The 20040-nt window shown below is 57.7% G+C and carries 16 protein-coding genes and 1 tRNA gene; 10 read left to right on the forward strand and 7 right to left on the reverse strand.

Going from position 1 to position 20040, the window contains the following annotated elements:
• Nucleotides 1–38: 38 nt before the first annotated feature.
• Genes AC2FJW_RS07520 through AC2FJW_RS07530 form a run of 3 tightly spaced genes read right to left on the reverse strand, consistent with a single transcriptional unit; the run spans nt 39 to nt 2520 of the window.
• Complete coding sequence (locus AC2FJW_RS07520) at nt 39–953, reverse strand: pseudouridine-5'-phosphate glycosidase (RefSeq protein WP_496749677.1); 915 nt, start codon at nt 951–953, stop codon at nt 39–41.
• Entirely contained in the window at nt 950–1843 is an 894-nt protein-coding gene (locus AC2FJW_RS07525) for a PfkB family carbohydrate kinase (protein WP_281972023.1), read from the reverse strand. Before AC2FJW_RS07525 ends, AC2FJW_RS07520 begins: the two co-directional genes overlap by 4 nt.
• 56 nt (nt 1844–1899) lie before the next feature.
• Nucleotides 1900–2520, reverse strand: coding sequence for a thiamine phosphate synthase (locus AC2FJW_RS07530; RefSeq protein WP_496749678.1), 621 nt, complete (start codon nt 2518–2520; stop codon nt 1900–1902).
• Between the two features lie 153 nt (nt 2521–2673).
• Here AC2FJW_RS07530 and AC2FJW_RS07535 point away from each other — a divergent pair, with 153 nt between their 5' ends.
• From AC2FJW_RS07535 to AC2FJW_RS07550, 4 genes are all read left to right on the forward strand, one after another.
• The gene (locus tag AC2FJW_RS07535) at nt 2674–3417 is read left to right on the forward strand and encodes an RNA methyltransferase (RefSeq protein ID WP_281972025.1); all 744 of its coding nucleotides are present in this window, start codon (nt 2674–2676) and stop codon (nt 3415–3417) included.
• A gap of 62 nt (nt 3418–3479) precedes the next feature.
• On the forward strand, nt 3480–4625 hold the full coding sequence (ctaA, locus tag AC2FJW_RS07540; RefSeq protein WP_496691170.1) for a heme A synthase: 1146 nt from the start codon (nt 3480–3482) through the stop codon (nt 4623–4625).
• Nucleotides 4626–4630: 5 nt separating this feature from the next.
• Complete coding sequence (locus AC2FJW_RS07545; protein WP_496691171.1) at nt 4631–6100, forward strand: carboxypeptidase M32; 1470 nt, start codon at nt 4631–4633, stop codon at nt 6098–6100.
• 89 nt (nt 6101–6189) lie between these two features.
• Nucleotides 6190–7437: a DsbA family protein gene (locus tag AC2FJW_RS07550; protein ID WP_496695588.1), complete on the forward strand. Its 1248-nt coding sequence runs from the start codon at nt 6190–6192 to the stop codon at nt 7435–7437.
• A 51-nt stretch (nt 7438–7488) separates the two neighbouring features.
• On the opposite strand, the gene gyrA is transcribed toward AC2FJW_RS07550, so the two are convergent.
• Complete coding sequence (gyrA, locus tag AC2FJW_RS07555) at nt 7489–10185, reverse strand: DNA gyrase subunit A (protein ID WP_496749696.1); 2697 nt, start codon at nt 10183–10185, stop codon at nt 7489–7491.
• Nucleotides 10186–10409: 224 nt separating this feature from the next.
• Between gyrA and AC2FJW_RS07560 the strand changes: the two genes are divergently transcribed.
• Entirely contained in the window at nt 10410–10679 is a 270-nt protein-coding gene (locus tag AC2FJW_RS07560; protein ID WP_142633572.1) for an usg protein, read from the forward strand.
• 103 nt (nt 10680–10782) lie between these two features.
• Complete coding sequence (locus AC2FJW_RS07565) at nt 10783–11478, forward strand: lipid-binding SYLF domain-containing protein (protein ID WP_496749679.1); 696 nt, start codon at nt 10783–10785, stop codon at nt 11476–11478.
• Here the strand turns inward: AC2FJW_RS07565 and AC2FJW_RS07570 are convergent, their stop codons facing one another.
• Nucleotides 11479–12432: a radical SAM protein gene (locus AC2FJW_RS07570; RefSeq protein ID WP_496749680.1), complete on the reverse strand. Its 954-nt coding sequence runs from the start codon at nt 12430–12432 to the stop codon at nt 11479–11481.
• 163 nt (nt 12433–12595) lie between these two features.
• On the opposite strand from AC2FJW_RS07570, the gene zwf reads away from it, so the two are divergent.
• The 4 genes from zwf to AC2FJW_RS07590 all read left to right on the forward strand — a co-directional run bounded on the left by zwf (nt 12596) and on the right by AC2FJW_RS07590 (nt 18101).
• Nucleotides 12596–14044, forward strand: coding sequence for a glucose-6-phosphate dehydrogenase (zwf, locus tag AC2FJW_RS07575; protein WP_496749682.1), 1449 nt, complete (start codon nt 12596–12598; stop codon nt 14042–14044).
• On the forward strand, nt 14041–14712 hold the full coding sequence (gene pgl / locus AC2FJW_RS07580; protein ID WP_496749683.1) for a 6-phosphogluconolactonase: 672 nt from the start codon (nt 14041–14043) through the stop codon (nt 14710–14712). Before zwf ends, pgl begins: the two co-directional genes overlap by 4 nt.
• 4 nt (nt 14713–14716) lie before the next feature.
• On the forward strand, nt 14717–16330 hold the full coding sequence (gene pgi, locus AC2FJW_RS07585) for a glucose-6-phosphate isomerase (protein WP_496749685.1): 1614 nt from the start codon (nt 14717–14719) through the stop codon (nt 16328–16330).
• Nucleotides 16331–16481: 151 nt separating this feature from the next.
• Nucleotides 16482–18101, forward strand: coding sequence for a long-chain-fatty-acid--CoA ligase (locus tag AC2FJW_RS07590; RefSeq protein ID WP_496749686.1), 1620 nt, complete (start codon nt 16482–16484; stop codon nt 18099–18101).
• 83 nt (nt 18102–18184) lie between these two features.
• On the opposite strand, the gene AC2FJW_RS07595 is transcribed toward AC2FJW_RS07590, so the two are convergent.
• Together AC2FJW_RS07595 and AC2FJW_RS07600 are read right to left on the reverse strand one after the other, a co-directional pair.
• Nucleotides 18185–19648 carry a flavin-containing monooxygenase gene (locus tag AC2FJW_RS07595; protein ID WP_496749687.1) on the reverse strand — a complete coding sequence of 488 codons (1464 nt, stop codon included), beginning with the start codon at nt 19646–19648 and terminating at the stop codon, nt 18185–18187.
• A gap of 317 nt (nt 19649–19965) precedes the next feature.
• Nucleotides 19966–20040, reverse strand: a tRNA-Asn gene (locus AC2FJW_RS07600).

Here is a 20040-nt window from a genome sequence, read left to right on the forward strand (position 1 = left end):
AGTTAAGCAGTCCTTGGCCTTGGTACAATAGCTATATGTTAATCCGCCTTGGCGGACAGGGCGCGGGCGATCCCGGCTGCCAGACGGGCATTGTTGCGGACCAATGCGATATTAGCGGTCAGAGAACGACCTTCGGTCTGCTCATAAATCCGTTGCAACAGGTAGGGCGTAACCCCTTTACCGCTGATCCGATGCACATCTGCATCCGCCTGTGCCGAGGCGATGATCGGGGCCAGTTCCTCGGATGGGATCTGATCGGCCTCCGGGATCGGATTGGCGACAAGTTGGCCGCCGGGCAGGCCAAGCGCGCGTCTGGTCGCATGTGCGTGCGCGATGTCTTCCGCACTGTCCATGCGCAGAGGGGCTGCCAGCGGGGATTTTGCCGACCAGAAGGCCGGAAATTCGTCCTGGCCATAGGCAATGACCGGAACGCCCAGTGTTTCCAGAACCTCAAGCGTCTTGGCCAGATCGAGGATGGCTTTGGCGCCTGCGGCAACAACCGTGACCGGGGTATGGGCCAATTCGTGCAGGTCAGCAGAGATATCGAACGAGGTCTCAGCCCCTTGGTGGACGCCTCCAATACCGCCGGTGGCGAAAACGTCGATCCCGGCGTGATGGGCGGCGATCATGGTTGCGGCGACCGTTGTTGCACCGGTCCCACCGGTTGCCATGCAGGCGGCCATATCGGCACGGGACAGTTTGGCGACCCCATGCGCTTGGCCCAGCGCTCTCAACTCTTCGGCTTCCAGACCGACGTGAAGCGTACCATTGATCACCGCCATGGTGGCTGGCACAGCGCCCGCCTCTCGGATGTCTTGTTCAACCTGTGCCGCAACCTCGATGTTCTGCGGGTAGGGCATACCGTGGGTGATGATCGTGCTTTCCAGCGCAACGATGGGTTGGCCTGCGTCTTTGGCGGCGCGAACCTCGGCAGAATATTGAATGTTGATCACAGTGGGGTTTCTCCGGAAACGTAAGTTGCGGCGGCATGCAGGGCACGTGAAAGGGCCTCATCGCTTGGGGCACCGGTGGCCTCGGATGCGATATGCGCCGCCATGAATGTATCACCTGCGCCGGTCACACGGGTGACCAGAACGGATGGGGGTTTTTGGGTCAAGATTTCCTCAGCGCTGGCAACAGTTGCTGAACTGCCGCCATCGGTCACAAGCACGCGCAGCGCGCCGCGATCCAGTAGCCCCTTGGCGGCGCTTGCCGAATCCGCGAATTCGCGCTGGCACAGGATGCCAGCCTCTTCGAGGTTCACATAAAGCGTCGCGCGGGCATGTTTGAGGAAAGGCAGCAGGCGATCGGCCTTGCCGGGTGAGGCCGGTGCCACGCGCAGGTCGGCTCCGGCGAAGGCTGGGCTTTGCGCGATTTCTTCCAAAAGCGACAGCGTCAGGTTGCCATCCAAAGCAACAGGACCATCAAATGGCATGGTCTCTGTGCCTAATGGGCCTTGCATCAGGGGTTTCAGAATTTTTGCCCCTGCAGCCTCAAGTGAATGGGCGTCCGCAATCGCGGCAATCAATCCATTGGCGCCCTCGACAGCCATATATCGGTCGGTCGGCAGGTCCTGCGAGCGATAGATGTGATCCGTTACCATCCCCAGCCGGGCGCAGGCATTGACCAGCTCATCCCCTTCGGGATCGCGGCCAATGGCGGTCAACAGGGTGGGCGTCATGCCAAACCGCACCAGCGTCATGGCAATGTTCATTGCCACGCCTCCGGGCAGGCGGGTGATCCTGCCGGGAACATCCGACCCCTGCCGCATGGCGCTAGCAGAACGTCCGATCACGTCCCACAGGACAGAACCGATACAAAGAATTTCGCTGTTCTGAGTCATGTCGACGTCATGCCGCAGCCCCGGCGTGGGTGCAAGGGTTAACGCTCACATCCTGCTCAGCCCATGGCGGTGATCAGGTCGTTCAGTCCAGCGGCCGGGTCATCCTGTGACCAGATCTCATCCCCGATGCCAAAGAAATCGGTGAAGGGGCTGAGGTCGCGGATCAATTCGGGGGTCAGGCCACCTTCTGCCACAACCGGCACTTCGATCATCTCGGACCACCACTGGAACAGATCGTGCTCGGCCACGGTTCCGTCACCCAAGGAGGACGTGCCAACCGGGCCAAAGGTCACATAATCGGCCCCGGCCTCACCAGCCGACATGCCATCATGGCTGGAGGTGCCGCAGAAGCAGCCGACAATGGCATCGGCACCCAATTCCTTACGCACATACCGGACCGAGCGCGCGCCATCATCCAGATGCACCCCATCCAGACCCAGACGCTGCGCCAACAGGACGTGGTTGGAAATCACCAGCGCCACGTCCCGCGTATGTGCCACCTCGCGACAGGCATCAGCGGCACGGGCAATCGTATCCTCGTCATTTCCCGCAAGGGCCAGTCGGATACAGGCGATTTCGGTGCTGTCCAGAACGCGGGCCAGTTGGTCGGGGAACGTGCTCAACGTGATGGTCGGCGGGGTGATCAGGTAAATCTGCGGCTGCTCGGGGGTGTCCATCGGCGCGTCCTTAGCTTTAAGTCTTTTGCGCGGTTTAGCGGATTGCGGGTCGGAAGCAAACTTTTATGCCTGTTTCAGGCAGAATTGGCGCCGCCAATGGCTTGCCCTGCGTTGGCGCGGCGATTACAGCAGGCGCAGTTTTCGGAGACAACCATGCCCAGCGACAAATCCCAGCCCTCTTTTGTGCTCGTACGCCCGCAGATGGGTGAAAACATCGGTGCCGCCGCGCGGGCGATGTGGAATTTCGGGCTGGACCGGATGCGGATCGTGGCCCCACGTGATGGCTGGCCAAACCCCAAGGCGGTGGCCATGTCCAGTGGGGCGGGCCGTCTGCTGGATGAGGCGCAGCTGTTTGACGATCTGGCTGGCGCGCTGTCTGACAGTACCTATGTCTTTGCTACTACGGCCCGCCAGCGCGGGTTGACCAAGCCGGTCTTCAGCCCCGAACGCGCTATGCAGATCGCGGCCGAAAAGGTCGCTGCGGGCGAAAAAGTCGCCGTGCTGTTCGGCCCGGAACGGGCAGGGCTTGAGAATGAGGATATCGCCAAGGCCAATGCCATCATCTCGGTCCCGGTGAATCCGGAATATGCCTCATTGAACCTTGGACAATGCGTGTTGCTGACCGCCTATGAGTGGATGCGCCAGACAGGCGACGTCGTGCATGAGGCAACCGATCTGGGCAAAGGCGACTGGGCCACAGGCATCGAGGTCGAAAAGCTGGTCGAACATTATGAAGACCGGCTGGAAGAGGCGGGGTTCTTTTACCCGCCTGAAAAAGCCGAAAGCATGAAGACCAATCTGCGCAATCTGTGGTCACGGATGCGGATGACGCGGGCGGATGTGCAGATGTTGCACGGGGTCATGCGTCAGATGGTCCGTTGGAAAGACAAAGGGTAAGGCTGGACCTCGTCCCATGGTGGTCCTAGCTTGCAACGAAATTCAAGACACATGAGGAACGCATGAGCGGCAAGCGCAGCATCTTCGAAGAGGTCTCAGACTCTGAAAAACAACAAGCGGTTCAACCTGGTATGATTGACCGGGGCCGCGGTGGTGCGCGTAAGGCTATCCGGGCCTGGCTGATGATCCTGTTTGCGCTTGTGGTTGTGATGATTGCGGTGGGTGGGCTGACCCGCCTGACCGATAGCGGGCTGTCGATCACCGAATGGCGCCCGCTCACCGGGGCTGTCCCGCCGATGACCGAAACCGACTGGCAGGCCGAGTTCGACAAGTACAAGCAAATCGACCAGTGGCGCATCCAGAACCAGTGGATGGAGCTTGCGGATTTCAAGTCCATCTATTGGTGGGAATGGGGCCACCGGCAGTTGGGCCGTGTGATCGGGCTGGTATGGGCACTTGGATTTTTCGGGTTCCTTATTGCCCGCAAGATACCAACGGGCTGGACCGGCAAGCTGATGATCCCCGGTGCTTTGGGTGGGATTCAGGGAGCGGTTGGCTGGTGGATGGTTGCGTCAGGCGTGACGCAGGGCGAGGGGATGATCGCCGTTGCCAGCTATCGCCTGGCGATCCATCTGGGTCTGGCCTTTGTGATCTTGGGTTTCCTCGCCTGGTATATGTTCGAACTTGGCCGGGATGAGCGTGACCTGATGCAAGCCCGCCGCGCGAAAGAGGCCAAACTGTTTTCCCTGTCTACCGGCCTGATGCATTTCGCATTCCTGCAGATCCTCATCGGTGCACTTGTCGCAGGTATCGACGCTGGGCGGTCTTATACCGACTGGCCATTGATCGGCGGGCAGATTTTCCCGCCGGACGCGGCGATACTGGAACCGATGTGGCGGAACTTTTTCGAAAGCCCCGGGCTTGTGCAGTTCATCCATCGTTGCGCGGGTTATCTGCTGTTCATCTTTGCCATCGTTGTCTGGCGTCGTGGCAATTCCAGTGCGCATCCGCAAACGCGCTTTGCCTTCAACACGATGTTCGCAGCCTTGTCGCTGCAGGTGGTTGTTGGGATCATGACCGTGATCTACGCGGCCCCCTGGCAGATCGCCATTTTCCACCAGTTCATGGCCGTGATCGTGTGGACTCTGACCCTGCGTGCGCGCTTCCTGACAGCCTATCCCATCGCAACTTCGATCCGCGGAGCCTGACCCAGATGACTGCCTATGATGAACTGATGGCCTTCCAACGTGAAACCTCGGCACTTGGTCAGATTGCCGGGCGTCTGGGATGGGATCAGGAAACAGTGATGCCCCGCGGCGCAGCACCGCAGCGCGCAGAAGAAATGGCCGCGATCGAAGCTGTTTTGCATGCCCGACGGTCTGATCCGCGTGTGGCAGAGTGGCTGGAGCAGGCCGACCCGCAGGACGATGTCGCCCGCGCGCAACTGCGCGAGATACGCCGGTCCTATGAGCGGACCGTGAAAGTGCCCGCCGATTTGGCCAAGACCATCGCACGCGTTACCTCAGCCGCGCAGGGCACATGGGCACAGGCGCGCGCCGATGAGGATGTGGCGGCCTTTTTGCCCGTACTGGAAGAGGTTGTGGCGCTCAAACGTCAGGAAGGTCAGGCCCTGGCACAGGGCGGCGATGTCTATGACGCCATGGTCGAAGATTACGAGCCCTATACGACCGGCACTCAGATCGCTGCGATCTTTGACCAGATGCGTCCGCGTCTGGTGGCATTGCGAGCAGCCGTACTGGATCAGCCCGGACCGGCCGCCCTGACTGGGACGTTTGACTCAGCGACCCAGATGCGCCTGTCACAGAAGCTGGCCACCGGATTCGGTTACGACCTGAACACTGGCCGGGTCGACAAGGCCGTTCACCCGTTCAGCTCGGGCAGCGGATTGGACGTGCGGATCACCACGCGCACCAGCGAGACCGATCCGTTCAACTGTTTCTATTCAACCATTCACGAGGTCGGCCACGCCGCCTATGAACAGGGCATCGACCCAGCCTACCTTTTGACCCCGCTGGGGCAGGGCGTGTCGATGGGCGTGCATGAAAGCCAGAGCCGGATTTACGAAAACCAACTGGGTCGATCACGCGCCTATACTGGCTGGCTGTTTGGCCAGATGGTCGAGGCTTTTGGCAATTTCGGCGTCGCCGATGCCGATGCGTTCTATGCCACGGTCAACCGGGTCCATAATGGATATATCCGCACCGAGGCGGATGAGGTGCAGTACAACCTGCACATCATGCTGCGCTTTGACCTTGAGCGCGAGTTGATGAGCGGTGATCTGCAGGTCAGCGACCTTGAGGGCGCATGGAATGACCGGTTCAAGGCGGATTTCGGCTATGCGGTTGATAAGCCCTCGAACGGGTGTCTGCAGGATGTCCATTGGTCCGTCGGTCTGTTCGGGTATTTCCCGACCTACTCGCTGGGCAATGTCTATGCCGGATGCCTGAACCAGGCCCTGAGGTCCGCACTGCCTGATCTGGACGCCCAGCTGGCCATAGGCGATACGTCGGGTGCCACTGGTTGGTTGCGCGACAACGTGCAGCGCCATGGTGGCCTGTTCGCCCCCCGCGACATCATCCAACGCGCCAGCGGTATGGAGCCGGGGCCGGAACCTCTGCTGGCCTATCTCGAGGCAAAATTCGGGGCGCTTTACGGGGTCTAGATATGCCTGCTCACATTGCCGTGTAAGCGCGTGGTCTTTTACGCGGTCACGGCTAAAGTGGCAGGCAAAGCACTCACTCGGAGAGCCCTTTGTCCCTTGACCGCAAAGTAAAATCCCGGCTTGCTCAGATCATCACAAGCCAAGCGGTTCTGACTGCACGACGGCAGGCGCATGAGGTTCGCCGCAGGGTGCGTGGCACCGGTCATGAGGTGCACTATTTCCACGATGTTGCTGATCCTTTTTCTCATCTGACCGCGCAGATACTTTCGCTGTTTCAGGACCGCTACCGGGTCAAGCTGCGCCCGCATCTGATCTCGGGGCCGCCATCGGAAGCAATTCCCGACGCAGACGCCCATCGGCAGAATGCGATTGCTGACGCGTCGCGGCTGGCGACAAAACTTGGGTTGGAGGTGCCACTGAAGTGCAGCGCTGAAGCGCAGGCGCAAGCCAATGGTCTGTTGGCGGCCTGCCTTGATGCGTCGGACTTTGCCGCCCAACTGGATAGGGTCAACAGGGCTCTGTTGTCTGGCAGTGATCTGCCATTGGGCACGGCCATCGACCCATCAAAGGCTCTGCATGCCGGTGACAGTGCGTTGGCAGCCTTGGGGCACTATCTTGGCGGAACGTTCTACTATGGCGGGGAATGGTATTGGGGTCTGGATCGGCTGCATTACCTAGAAGAAAGATTGCAGGGGGCCGGGCTTGGCAAAAGCGCGCCACCGATCATAGCTCCGCCAAATCCCTCACCGGAAATCAGCAACGCAGCCGGCAAAGAGCTGGAGTTCTTTTTCTCGTTCCGCAGCCCGTATTCCTACTTGGCCTTTGACCGTGTTCAGTCCCTTGCCAACCGTCACAGCGCCCGTCTGATCCTGCGGCCAGTCCTGCCGATGCTGATGCGTGGACTGCCAGTTCCCACGGTCAAATCGGGCTATATCCTACGCGATTGCGCGCGTGAGGCGCGTAGGTTGGGCATTCCGTTCGGGCGTATCTGTGATCCGTTGGGCGCGGGTGTGGAGCGTGGATATTCCCTGCTGGATCATGCCGAATCCCAGGGGAAGATGGCTGCATTCTGCTCGGTCTTCATGCGATCTGTGTGGTCGGAAGGAGTTGATCCAGAGACGGATCACGGCCTGGCGCGTATCGTTGCAGCAGCCGGGTTGAACTGGGACGAGGCACGCGCTTGCCTGGGCACACATGGCTGGAGCGACCGGGTTGAAGCCAATCAGGCAAGACTGCAAGAGACCGGCCTGTGGGGTGTTCCCAGTTTCCACATTGCAGGACAAAGCATTTGGGGGCAGGACCGTCTTTGGCTCGTGGATGATCTGGTGCGCGCATAAAAAAGGGCGCCACCCCGATGGAGCGGCGCCCTGTTCCCACCAGTATGGTGTTTACTCTTCTTCGGTTTCCTCGTCACCCTGATCGGCGATCCAGGCGACGCTGACAACCTCTTCGCCTTTGCCGGTGTTGAACACCTTCACGCCACCTGCTGACCGCGAGCGGAACGAGATGCCTTCGATCGGGACCCGGATCGACTGACCTTTGGACGTGGCCAGCATGATCTGATCTTCGATATCGACCGGGAACGAGGCCACAAGTGCTCCGCCGCGCATTGCCTTGTCCATCGCCGCAACACCCATGCCGCCGCGTCCGCGGACCGGGTAGTCGTGGCTGGAGCTCAGCTTGCCTGCACCGCCCGTGGTGATCGTCAGGATCATGTTTTCGGCAGCGGACATTTCGGCATAGCGTTCCTGCGTGATGGTGTCGGGGGTTGCTTCATCCTCATCCGTCTCACCGTCATCGGCGATGCCTGCCACTGCGCGGCGCATCTTGAGATAGGCGGCGCGTTCATCCGGATCAGCTTCAAAGTGGCGGATCACCGACATCGAGACGACACGGTCGCCACCGCTCAGCCTTATACCCCGAACACCGGTGGATTCGCGTGAGTTGAACACGCGCACATCAGTGGTGCGGAACCGGATTGCGCGGCCCGAATTGGTGACCAGCATCACATCTTCGTCTTCAGAGCAGATGCGTGCATTCACCAGTTCGATGCCTTCGGGCAATTTCATCGCAATCTTGCCGTTGCGGCGGACATTGGTGAAATCCGACAGTCGGTTCCGGCGCACATCGCCTGCGCTAGTGGCAAAGATGATCTGCAGGTTTTCCCATTCTTCGTCCGGCACATCCACGGGCATGATCGCCGCGATCGAAACCCCGGTCGGAATCGGCAGGATGTTGACAATGGCCTTGCCCTTGCCAGTGCGCCCGGATTGCGGCAGACGCCAGGTTTTGAGCTTGTAGACCATCCCGTCAGTGGTGAAGAACAACAACTGTGTATGCGTGTTCGCCACGAAGAGGTTGGTAACGACGTCCTCTTCCTTGGTCTGCATTCCCGACAGGCCCTTGCCACCACGTTTTTGCGCCCGGAAATCGGCCAGCGGAGTACGCTTGATGTAGCCGCCCGACGTGACGGTCACGACCATATCCTCACGCTCGATCAAGTCCTCGTCTTCCATGTCGCCGGACCAATCGACGATCTCGGTGCGACGGGGCACGGCAAACTGTTCACGCACGCTGCGCAGCTCATCCCCGATAATCGACATGATGCGCTCTCGCGAGGACAGAATATCCAGGTATTCCTGGATCTTACCCGCCAGTTCTTCCAGTTCGTCTGTAACCTCTTTGACACCGATCTGGGTCAATCTCTGCAGACGCAGGTCGAGGATCGCGCGGGCCTGAACTTCGGTCAGGTTATAGGTGCCGTCGTCGTTCATCTTGGACAGAGGGTCGTCGATCAGGCGCAGATAGCTTTCGATCTCAGCCGCGGGCCAGCGACGGGTCATCAGCTTTTCTCGCGCTTGCGCCGCGTCAGCGGATGACCGGATTGTGGCGACAACCTCATCCACGTTCGACACAGCCACGGCCAGACCGCACAGGATGTGACTGCGTTCGCGGGCCTTGCGCAGGTCGTAGGCGGTGCGACGGGCGACGACGTCCTCGCGGAAGTCAATGAAGGAGGTCAGGAACCGGCGCAGGGTCAACTGCTCGGGCCGGCCACCATTCAGCGCCAGCATGTTGCAGCCAAACGAGGTCTGCATCGGCGAGAAACGGAAAAGCTGGTTCAAAACAACTTCGGGCGTGGCATCACGTTTGAGTTCGACCACCACGCGTACGCCGTTACGGTCGGATTCGTCCTGAACGTGGCTGACGCCTTCAATCCTCTTCTCACGCACGGCCTCGGCGATCTTTTCGATCATCGAAGCCTTGTTCACCTGATAGGGAATCTCATCAACCACGATGGCATAGCGGTCTTTACGGATCTCTTCGACGCGGGTCTTCGAGCGGATTATGACGCTGCCGCGACCTTCCAGATAGGCTTTGCGCGCGCCAGACCGGCCCAGCATTACGCCGCCGGTCGGGAAGTCGGGGCCTGGAACATATTCGATCAGCTGCTCGGACGTCAGATCGGGATCGTCGATCAGGGCGAGGGTGGCGTCGACCACCTCACCAAGATTGTGCGGCGGGATATTGGTCGCCATGCCCACGGCAATGCCGCCAGCGCCGTTGACCAGCATGTTCGGGAACCGTGCGGGCAGAACTGTCGGCTCTCTGTCTTTACCGTCATAGTTGTCCTGAAAATCGACGGTGTCTTTCTCGATATCCGCCAGCAGAGAGGCGGCGGGCTTGTCCATCCGCACTTCGGTATAGCGCATGGCCGCCGGGTTATCGCCGTCCATCGAGCCAAAGTTGCCCTGACCGTCCAGCAGCGGCAGCGACATCGAGAAATCCTGAGCCATCCGCACCAACGCGTCATAGATCGCGCTGTCGCCGTGTGGGTGGTATTTACCCATTACGTCGCCGACCGGACGGGCCGATTTGCGATAGGATTTGTCATGGGTGTTTCCGGTCTCGTGCATCGCGTAAAGGATGCGCCGATGTACCGGTTTCAACCCATCGCGCAGATCAGGAATCGCACGGCTAACAATGACCGACATCGCATAGTCCAGATAGGACGTGCGCATTTCGGATTCGATGGAGACCGTCGGGCCACCGTAAACGGGGCGTTCTGGTGGGTTTTCATCCATATTTTCAGGAACTTCTGGCGTATCGCTCACGTAAACTGCCCGTTCTGTATGCAGACTCTATATCTTGTGGATACACCTTATCAGACCCGGCACATAAGGTGCAAGCAAGCAACCATTTTGCAAGTGAGAAACTCCGGTAACATCACGGTAACATATTGTTAACTAAGGATTAGGGTGTTTTCGTGATACAATAGGGGGACCTTGCAATTAATATTGAGGTCGAAATGGAGCGCAGCGAAACGGAATTGATGCTTAAAGGATATGGGCTGACAACGGCGGAATTATTCTACCACATGCCCGACTATATCCATGTTCTGAACACCTTCATCTGGCAGGAATACGATCTGGCGCCGGATCATCCGAAACTGTTCGAGTTCATTGATTTCTGGCAGCGAGAGATCGAAGGCCCCTTACATTCCGTAAAATTCACCCACCGTAAGATGATCGCGCCCGGAGAGTGGCGCAATCAAGTTGGCGAGTTTCGGGTGAATTAGCCGCCCTGACAGATTATTGGCTGTGTAACGAAAGGGCGTGTTCCATTTGATTTTCTTAGGCTAGGGTCGTGTCCAAACCATTGATCAGCTAAGGAAATGTCCCATGCCCAGAATGTTGCTGTTTGTCGCCGCCGTTTTGCTTGGTGGGTCAGTCGCCGCTGAGGGAGTTTTGGACAAGATCAAAAAAGGCGCGTCAAACGCGGCTGACGTTGTAGGGCAAGGGGCCGAAACCGTTGGCGAGACAATCGATAAAGGCGCGAAAGCTGTTGAGGGTACGGTCGACTCGACCACCGAATTGCTAAGCAATGAGGCCACTCCGGAAGAGACGCGCGCCAAGCTGGACACATTGGCCACGCAGATTCTGGATCAGTTGCTGGCCGAAAATCCCGAAGCGCAATCACTGTACGAGGTCTGTGCCGGCTATGCCGTGTTCGACTCGCGCAAGGTTACGGTGTTTCCAGTCTCGGCTGGGTATGGGCGGGGTGTGGCGGTTTCAAAGGATACCGGCCAGCACACATATATGAACATGGGAACAGGCGGCGTGGGTGGCGCGATCGGCATCGGCGGCTTTGAATCCAAGTTTGTGATCATGTTCGAAACAGCTGCTGATCTGGATAAGTTCATCACTCAAGGCTATGACGCGACCGCCGAAACCGGTGCCATGTACGGCGACGAAAACACGACGGAATCCGTGCGATTCACCGACGGTCGATCCTTTTTTGAACTGTCCAAGACAGGGTGGCGCGTGGCAGCGGGCGCGTCGGGTACAAAATTCTGGAAATCGCCGGAACTGAACTGATCAACCCGAGCAGCTGGCCCCGCCCAGGACGCAGAATTTGGCACAATGTGGATGGTTAAGGTGCACGTCCGCTTCCGCCTCAGCCAGCGTATGCCCCATCTCGAACTCCGGCTCATAAGGCAGCAACGTGCAGGCCAGAACGGCCGGTTTTTCAGCGCCCTTGCGTTTGACCACCATCCGGGCACTTGCGCACATCACAGTCGCGGGTGATTTGTCCAGGATACCCCAGCAGGCGGTTGTAATTTCCGGCACTTCGACGGTTTCGTCCATTTCAGGGAAAAGGACCGTTCGCGCAGGGTCATGCGCGTCGATGCCAAACCCGTGGTGGTTGAATAACGTAGCATATCCCTGACGGCTTTTTTCATCGTCCTCGCCCCATACGGTTCTGCCGGCAACAGCCATCCGGAATCCGCCATCGCGTAGCCACTTCATACCTTCCACGGTTTTGTCAAAACTGCCTTTGCCACGTTCCTTATCGTGCAGGTCGGCACGATAATGGTCGAGCGATACCCGCAGCGTCAGTTTCCCAGCGTAGTCGCGCTGAAGTTCAGTCAATCCCTCGCGCATCTTTTGGCGCATCATTGGCCGCATGGCGTTGGTCAGGATCAACACCTCATAGCCGCGTTCCAGAGCCGCGCGCGCCATCTCGATCATGTCGGGGTTCATGAACGGCTCACCACCGGTAAAGCCAATCTCACGCACGGGCCAGTTTCTGTCTTCGATCTGGTCCAGATAGTCCCGCACTTCACCCGCCGAGATATAGACCAACGCATCATTGGTCGGGCTGCTTTCGATATAGCAGTTCTCACATTCGATGTTGCACAGAGTCCCGGTATTGAACCAGAGCGTCTCGGGGTTGGTCAACGCCACCGAGGCACGAGTCTGGCCATCCGCTGTCACCAATTTGTTTTGAAACTTGCCGATATTGACGATCTGAGGGGCGTTGTCTTTCATTCCGGTTTCCGGTTCTTTTCTGTTGTCACCTTGAATTAGAGGTTTCAGACCGTTTCGCAAAGTGAGACATGGGTGAACTGACAGAGAATTGATGTCGCGGAAATCCGCAAAAATGGTTGCGCTAACATTGGACATTGAGCATAGGGCAAGGTAAGGAAAACACATGGTTTCTCGCGTCATACCTGTAGACCCCTTTGATCTGGTCATTTTTGGCGGAACCGGCGATCTGGCGCAGGGTAAAATCCTGCCCGCTCTGTTTCGCCGGTTTTGTGCTGGCCAGTGGGCTGAAGGCGCGCAAGTAATCGGGGCGGCCAGAACGGATTACGACCGTGACAAGTTCCGCAATTTGGTCCGCAACTCGCTTGAGGCACATGCCGGACGACACAGTCAGGACACCGCTGCACTGAACGCGTTTTTGCAGCGGGTTGATTATGTGACATTGGATGCTGTTGCGGATCATGGCTGGGCCGAGCTTGCGCAGAAACTTCAGCCGGATCGGGTTCGGGCGTTCTATTTTTCGGTGGGGCCGCGGTTGTTTGGTCCTCTCGCGGAACGGATCGAGGCGTATGATCTGACAACGCCGCAGACGAGGATCGTGGTTGAAAAACCCTTTGGCCATGATCTGGAAAGTGCGCGGGCTTTGAATGCCACGCTGGCCGCGCATTTCAGGGAAAGTCAAATCTATCGAATCGACCACTATCTGGGCAAGGAAACCGTCCAAAACCTGATGGCTGTACGGTTCGGCAACATGTTGTTCGAACCACTTTGGAACAGCCAGTATGTCGACCATATCCAGATCACCGTAGCCGAATCCGTCGGAATTAACGGCCGTGAAGAGTATTACGAGCGCGCCGGTGCGATGCGCGACATGATGCAGAACCACCTGATGCAGCTTTTGTGTCTGATCGCGATGGAGCCTCCGGCCAAGTTTGACCCGGACGCGGTGCGTGATGAAAAGCTCAAGGTCATTCGCGCTCTGGACCCGGTAAAGCCACATCATATCGTGCGGGGGCAGTTTGAGAGCGAAAGTTCAAGTTACCGCAAAGCGGTTGGAAATCCGCGCTCGACCACGGAAAGCTATGTGGCGCTGCGGGCGCATATCAGCAACTGGCGATGGGCAGGAACACCGTTCTACTTGCGCACGGGCAAGCGCCTTGTGGCCCGGTCTTCGGTGATCAATGTGATGTTCAAAGACGCGCCGCACTCGATCTTTGGAGCGGATGCCGGGCGTCATGCGAATGCGCTGTCGATCCGCCTGCAGCCAAATGAGGGCATCACGCTGAAAGTGACGATCAAAGAGCCCGGGCAAGGCGGCATGCGTTTGGTCGACGTGCCCTTGGACATGAGCTTTGCCGAGGCATTGGGCGCCGAGAACCAGGACCCGCCAGACGCCTATGAACGTCTGGTGATGGATGTGATCCGAGGCAATCAGACGCTGTTCATGCGCGGTGATGAGGTCGAGGCCGCCTGGGCCTGGACAGACCCGATCATCGCAGGATGGCAGGCGCGTGGCGATGTGCCGAAACCTTATGAGAGCGGCAGCACTGGGCCGGGCGACGCCGAGCTGCTGATGAAACGGGACGGTCGCCGTTGGCAAGGGATAAACCCATGAAAATTCAGGAATACGCCGACCGGGATATGCTAGCCATCGACGTGGCCAATGCTATCGCCGGAGATCTTAAGGCGGCGCTGCTGCATCACGATCTGGTCTCTTTTGCTGTGCCGGGCGGTACCACACCCGGGCCGGTCTTTGACGGATTGTGTGCCGCTGATTTGGATTGGGACCGGGTCCGAATTCTGCCAACGGATGAACGGTGCGTGCCCAGCGACAGCGATCGCGCAAATGCGCGGCTGATCCAAGAGCGTTTGCTGACCAATCGCGCCTCGGTCGCGCAATATGTGCCGCTGTATCTGGATGGCAAAGATCCGGAATCGGTGCTGCCCGAAATTGAAAGCTTGATTGCGCCTGTGCTGCCTCTTTCGGTTCTCATGCTGGGTATGGGCGAAGATATGCACACCGCCTCGCTGTTTCCGGGGATGGACGGGTTGGCGGCCGCATTGGACGGGCATGCGCCACCTTTGGCCGTGGCCCGACCCGAAGTTCAGCCCGAGGCGCGGATTACATTAACGGCTCCGGTCTTGGACGGCGCATTGTCTAAGCATCTGGTGATTTTTGGGGAAACCAAACGCAAGGCGCTGGACCGGGCCATGTCCCTGCATCCCAAAGAGGCGCCGATTGCTGCTGTGTTGGGCGGCATGACGGTCCATTGGGCGGAGTAGAGTTATGAACCTGGATACTCTCAAGGCATTTGCGTCAGATGGCGGTCATTCCATTTTGGACTTGTTTGAACAAGACGTGGATCGGGCACAGGTTTTCTCGACCTCAACGGGCGATATGCTGTTTGACTATTCAAAGACGCAGATTGACGCAGATATTCGCGCAGCCCTGATCCGCCTATGCGACGAGGCGGGGCTTGCCGACAGGCGCGACGCGATGTTTGCGGGTGCCAAGATCAATGAAACCGAAGAACGCTCGGTTCTGCATTCGGCATTGCGGAATCTGGATGGCGGTCCGGTCGACGTGGATGGTCTGGATGTCATGCCTGGCGTTCTGGATACGCTGCAGCGGATGCGTGTCTTTGCCGAAGAGGTCCGTGGGGGGGCCGTGTCCGGGGCAGGGGGCAGCTTTACCGATGTGGTGAATATCGGAATTGGTGGGTCTGATCTGGGACCGGTTATGGCTACGCATGCGCTGGCTCCGTATCACGACGGGCCGCGGCTGCACTATGTCTCGAATGTAGACGGGGCACATATTGCCGATGTTCTACGGCAGCTGGATCCGACGCGGACACTTGTGATTGTCGCGTCCAAGACGTTCACGACCATTGAAACCATGACCAATGCCCGCACCGCGCGCGCCTGGATGGTCGATGGCGGCGGGGAGCCGGCCCGACAGTTTGCTGCGGTTTCCAGTGCTTTGGACAAGACTCAGGCCTTTGGCATTCCCGAACAGCGCGTGTTTGGTTTCGCCGATTGGGTCGGCGGGCGTTATTCGGTTTGGGGGCCTGTGGGCCTGCCGGTGATGATTGCCGTAGGCTCGACGGCCTTTGACGCGTTTTTGCGCGGTGGACAGGCAATGGACGTGCATTTTCGCGCCGCCGATTGGTCCGAGAATATGCCGGTGATGTTGGCTTTGACCGGTGTCTGGCATCGGCAGGTTCTGGGATATGCCAGCCGGGCCGTACTGCCATACGATCAGCGTCTCCTGCGCTTGCCCGCATATTTTCAGCAGCTCGAGATGGAGTCGAATGGCAAATCCGTTGCCATGGACGGCTGCGCGCTGACCATTCCTTCGGGTCCGGTGGTCTGGGGTGAGCCTGGTACCAATGGTCAGCATGCGTTTTATCAGCTGATCCATCAGGGCACAGACGTTATCCCTTGCGAATTCATGGTCGCTGCCGAGGGACATGAGCCCGAGCTGACCCACCATCACCGTCTGCTGCTGGCCAACTGTCTGGCCCAGTCCGAGGCGCTGATGCGCGGCCGATCGCTGGACGAGGCGCGGCAGCGCATGGCCGACAAAGGGTTGACGGGTGAAGAATGCGAACGTCAGGCCCGACATCGGGTGTTTGCTGGCAATCGTCCCTCGACCACGCTGATGTACCCCAAGTTAACGCCTTTTGTTCTGGGGCAGATCATCGCCCTGTACGAGCATCGCGTATTCGTCGAAGGGGTCCTGTTGGGGATCAACTCTTTTGACCAGTGGGGCGTTGAACTGGGCAAGGAACTGGCGACTTCACTGGGGCCAATCGTGGACGGTGCAGAAGGTACCGAGACCAAAGACGGGTCAACCGCCGCCCTTGTTGCCTATGCCATGTTGCACCGGGAAACCGAATAAAAGCCAGCTTTGCAGCCCTTGCATGACGCATTCTTCTATTGTCAGACAATTAAATGCTTGGCAGGATTTCTTTTGACCGCGCCAACAGCCAAAGATGCGTGGCAAACAAGAAGGTGCTGCAAAAAGCGGCCCCGACACAGGGAGGATGTCCATGCTGGGACAAATGATGACGCAACCGTTGCTGATCTCGTCACTGATCGAGCATGCCGATCGCTATCATGGCCAAACCGAGATATATTCTGTCGAAACTGACGGCAGTTTGACTGAAACAAACTGGTCGCAAGTCGCCGAGAACGCGCGAAAATTGGGCTCTGCACTGTTAGGTCTTGGGCTGGAACCGCACGCTCGGCTAGCGACATTGGCATGGAACAACCGCCGCCATCTGGAAATCTACTATGGCACTTCGGGTGCTGGATTCGTCTGCCACACCGTAAACCCCAGGCTGTTTCCAGAGCAGCTGACCTATATCATCAATCATGCGCAGGACCGGGTTCTGTTTTTCGACGCCACATTCATCCCGCTTGTCGCCGCTTTGAAGGACCAACTGACAGAGGTGCAGCATTTCGTGTTAATGGGTCCGCGGAATGATGACGCAATCGCGCAGGTTCCAGGGGTGCAGTTCTATGATGAGCTGATCGAAACCGGTGATTCCGGCTTTCAATGGCCCAGACTGGACGAAAACACAGCCTCAAGCCTTTGTTACACCTCGGGCACAACCGGAAACCCCAAGGGGGTGCTCTATTCCCATCGCTCGACAGTTTTGCACAGTTTTGGATCCAACACGCGTGACGTGATCGGGTTTTCGGCGATGGATGTGGTACTGCCAGTTGTGCCGATGTTCCATGTGAACGCTTGGGGATCGCCGTACGCTTGCGCGATGTCGGGGTCTCGGATGGTATTACCGGGACCAGATTTGCATGGTGAGGCATTGGTCAATTTGATTGACAGCTATGGGGTGACACTGGCCATGGGCGTGCCGACGATCTGGCAGGGTCTGCTGGCCTCTGCCAAGAAGTCGGGCAGTCAACTGTCCAGCCTTGAGCGCACGGTTATTGGTGGGGCCGCATGTCCGCCGTCGATGATCGAGACGTTCCGCGAAACCTATGGTGTCGATACAGTCCACGCCTGGGGGATGAGCGAGATGAGCCCGCTGGGAACCGCGAACCAGCCCTTGGCGAAACATGGAAAACTGCCCAAAGAAGAGCAGTATGGGCTTCGGGAAAGTCAGGGCCGTCCTTGTTATGGGGTCGAATTGAAAATCGTTGATGATCTCGGCAATGAGCTTCCGCGCGACGGTGAAACACAGGGAGACCTGATGGTGCGCGGATACTGGGTATTGGACAGCTATTTCATGATGCAGGATCAGGGTCTGCTGCAAGACGGTTGGTTTGCCACTGGCGACGTTGCGACACTCGACCCGGACGGGTATATGACGATCCGAGATCGCTCAAAGGACATCATCAAATCCGGCGGTGAATGGATCAGTTCGGTCGAGCTCGAAAATATCGCGGTGGCACATCCAAAGCTGGCAGGCGCAGCCGTTGTGGGTGTGCCGCATCCGAAATGGGACGAACGGCCCGTTCTTGTGGCGGTGAAAGCCGAGGGGGCAAACCCAAGCGAAGAAGAATTGCTGGCGTTTTTTGGTGGTAAGATCGCCAAGTGGCAGATCCCGGACAGGGTAGTCTTTGTGGACGCGCTGCCACTGAACGCGACTGGCAAGATCCTGAAACGCAACCTGCGGGAAGACTTCAAAGATGTGCTGAGTACCTAGCGCAAGATCACTGGTCTGGCAGACACAAGCGCGATGGTTTGCCGGGTTTTCTGACTTCGCGGCGAACGTAGATCTATAGCCCCTCAGCCTTCTGAAGTTCCACGCCTGAAATCTGCCAGTTTGGGTTTCCTCGTGCGCCTGAAATACTCGAATGAACTGCCGGGCCAGTTGGTGGTTATCCGCTCGCCATCTTTGTAATAGCTGCGCTTGATCCGCGCCCACTGACTTTTGGCAAGACGCTGTTGCATCTCGTCATCGAAACGCAATGCCGCCTCAGGTTTTACTTCGATCGTGCCGTGATCGGCAGCCTTGATAAGTTGGATGACAAAACCGATTTGCGCTTCGATCATGGCCAGTACCGTCGTGTGGCCAAGGTTTGTGTTTGGTCCGTAAATAATGTGCAGATTAGGGAATTTGGGAACCGAGATGCCAAGATAGGCCCGCGCACCACCTTCATCCCAAACATCGCGCAACAATATACCATCACGTCCCTTGATATCAATAGCTTGCAGGAAGGGGTTGGATTGGAACCCAGTGCCAAGAATGACCACATCATGGTTGCGTTCGGTACCGTCTGTGGTCTTGATCCCGTCTTTGGTGAAACAGTCGATTCCGTCCGTCACCAACTCAACCTTGTCCTGGTTTAAAGTCTGATAGTAGCTGTCCGAGACCAAAAGACGACGCGCGCCGGGCGGGTATTTGGGCCGAAGCGCCTCGCGGAGTTTTGGGTCCGATATCGTCTTTTCCAGATGCCGGTTCAGTATGTTCTGCATCAGCATCTCGTGCAGTTTCGATCCTTTCATGACTGGAAAGATCTTGAATTCATTCTCGGCCCAAAGGCGGAAACGATAAAGTTTTTGAAGGAAAGGCATCGAACGCATCAGCGACTTGAAGCTCTCGCCATAGGTCTTGTTGCCTTTGGGCATGACCCAATTTGCCGTGCGTTGATAAACTGTCAGACTGCGTGCCTGTTTGGCGATCTCTGGGATGAACTGCAGCGCGCTGGCTGCATTTCCAATCACGGCAACCGATTTGTCCTTCAGGTCGATATCATGGCGCCATTCGGCAGAATGGAATATGGTTCCCCCGAAGAGTTTCATCCCCGGTATCCCAATACGGTTGGGAAAGTGCAACTGACCAACCGAGCAAACCACGTGGCGGCAGAGATAGGTTTCATCTCCATTGCCCTTGGTCGTTACAGTCCACATTTCACTTGTCGGATCGAAGCTTGCTGAAGTGACGGCGCAGCCAAGGCGTAAATGCGCTATCACTCCGAATGTTTCCGCACAATCCCGGATGTAATCCAGAATCTCTTTCTGTCCCGACCATTTTCGGCTCCAGTTCGGCGTTTTGCTGAAAGAGTAAGAATACAAATGCGAGGGCACATCGCATTCCGCACCGGGATAGGTGTTATGCTGCCAAGTGCCCCCAAATTCAGTGGCCTTGTCGAGTATTGCGAAGCTGTCGATTTCCGCTTGTCTGAGCTGGTGGCCCATACCAATGCCGCCAAAGCCAGCACCTATGATCAAACAGTTCACCTGCTTCATGATACTTCCTTATGCTCGTATGTCCGTTTCGCGACTTGCCAGTGGCGTTTCTGATCTGCCTGGTTTGGCTTTGGGACAAGCGTGACCGGCATAAAATCTTCTTTCAATTTATCTCAAGTTCACCTGAGCCTGCTAATAACTTGGGCCCAGACTAAGTCCTTCAATGCAAATGTAATTGGGAACTTATCCCTCAACTTTGAGTTGAAGGGAATGGGAAAATTAGAAGATGAACCTTTGAAACTGTTTATCATCTGCCCTGAGTTATGGCGCACGGCCTGAGGCAGGGTGTTTCTATAGTCGTAAAGATTTTGGAAGATTGGCTCCGGCGGTAGGGATCGAACCTACGACCAATTGATTAACAGTCAACTGCTCTACCGCTGAGCTACGCCGGA

This window comes from Ruegeria sp. CDSA020, from assembly GCF_059612345.1.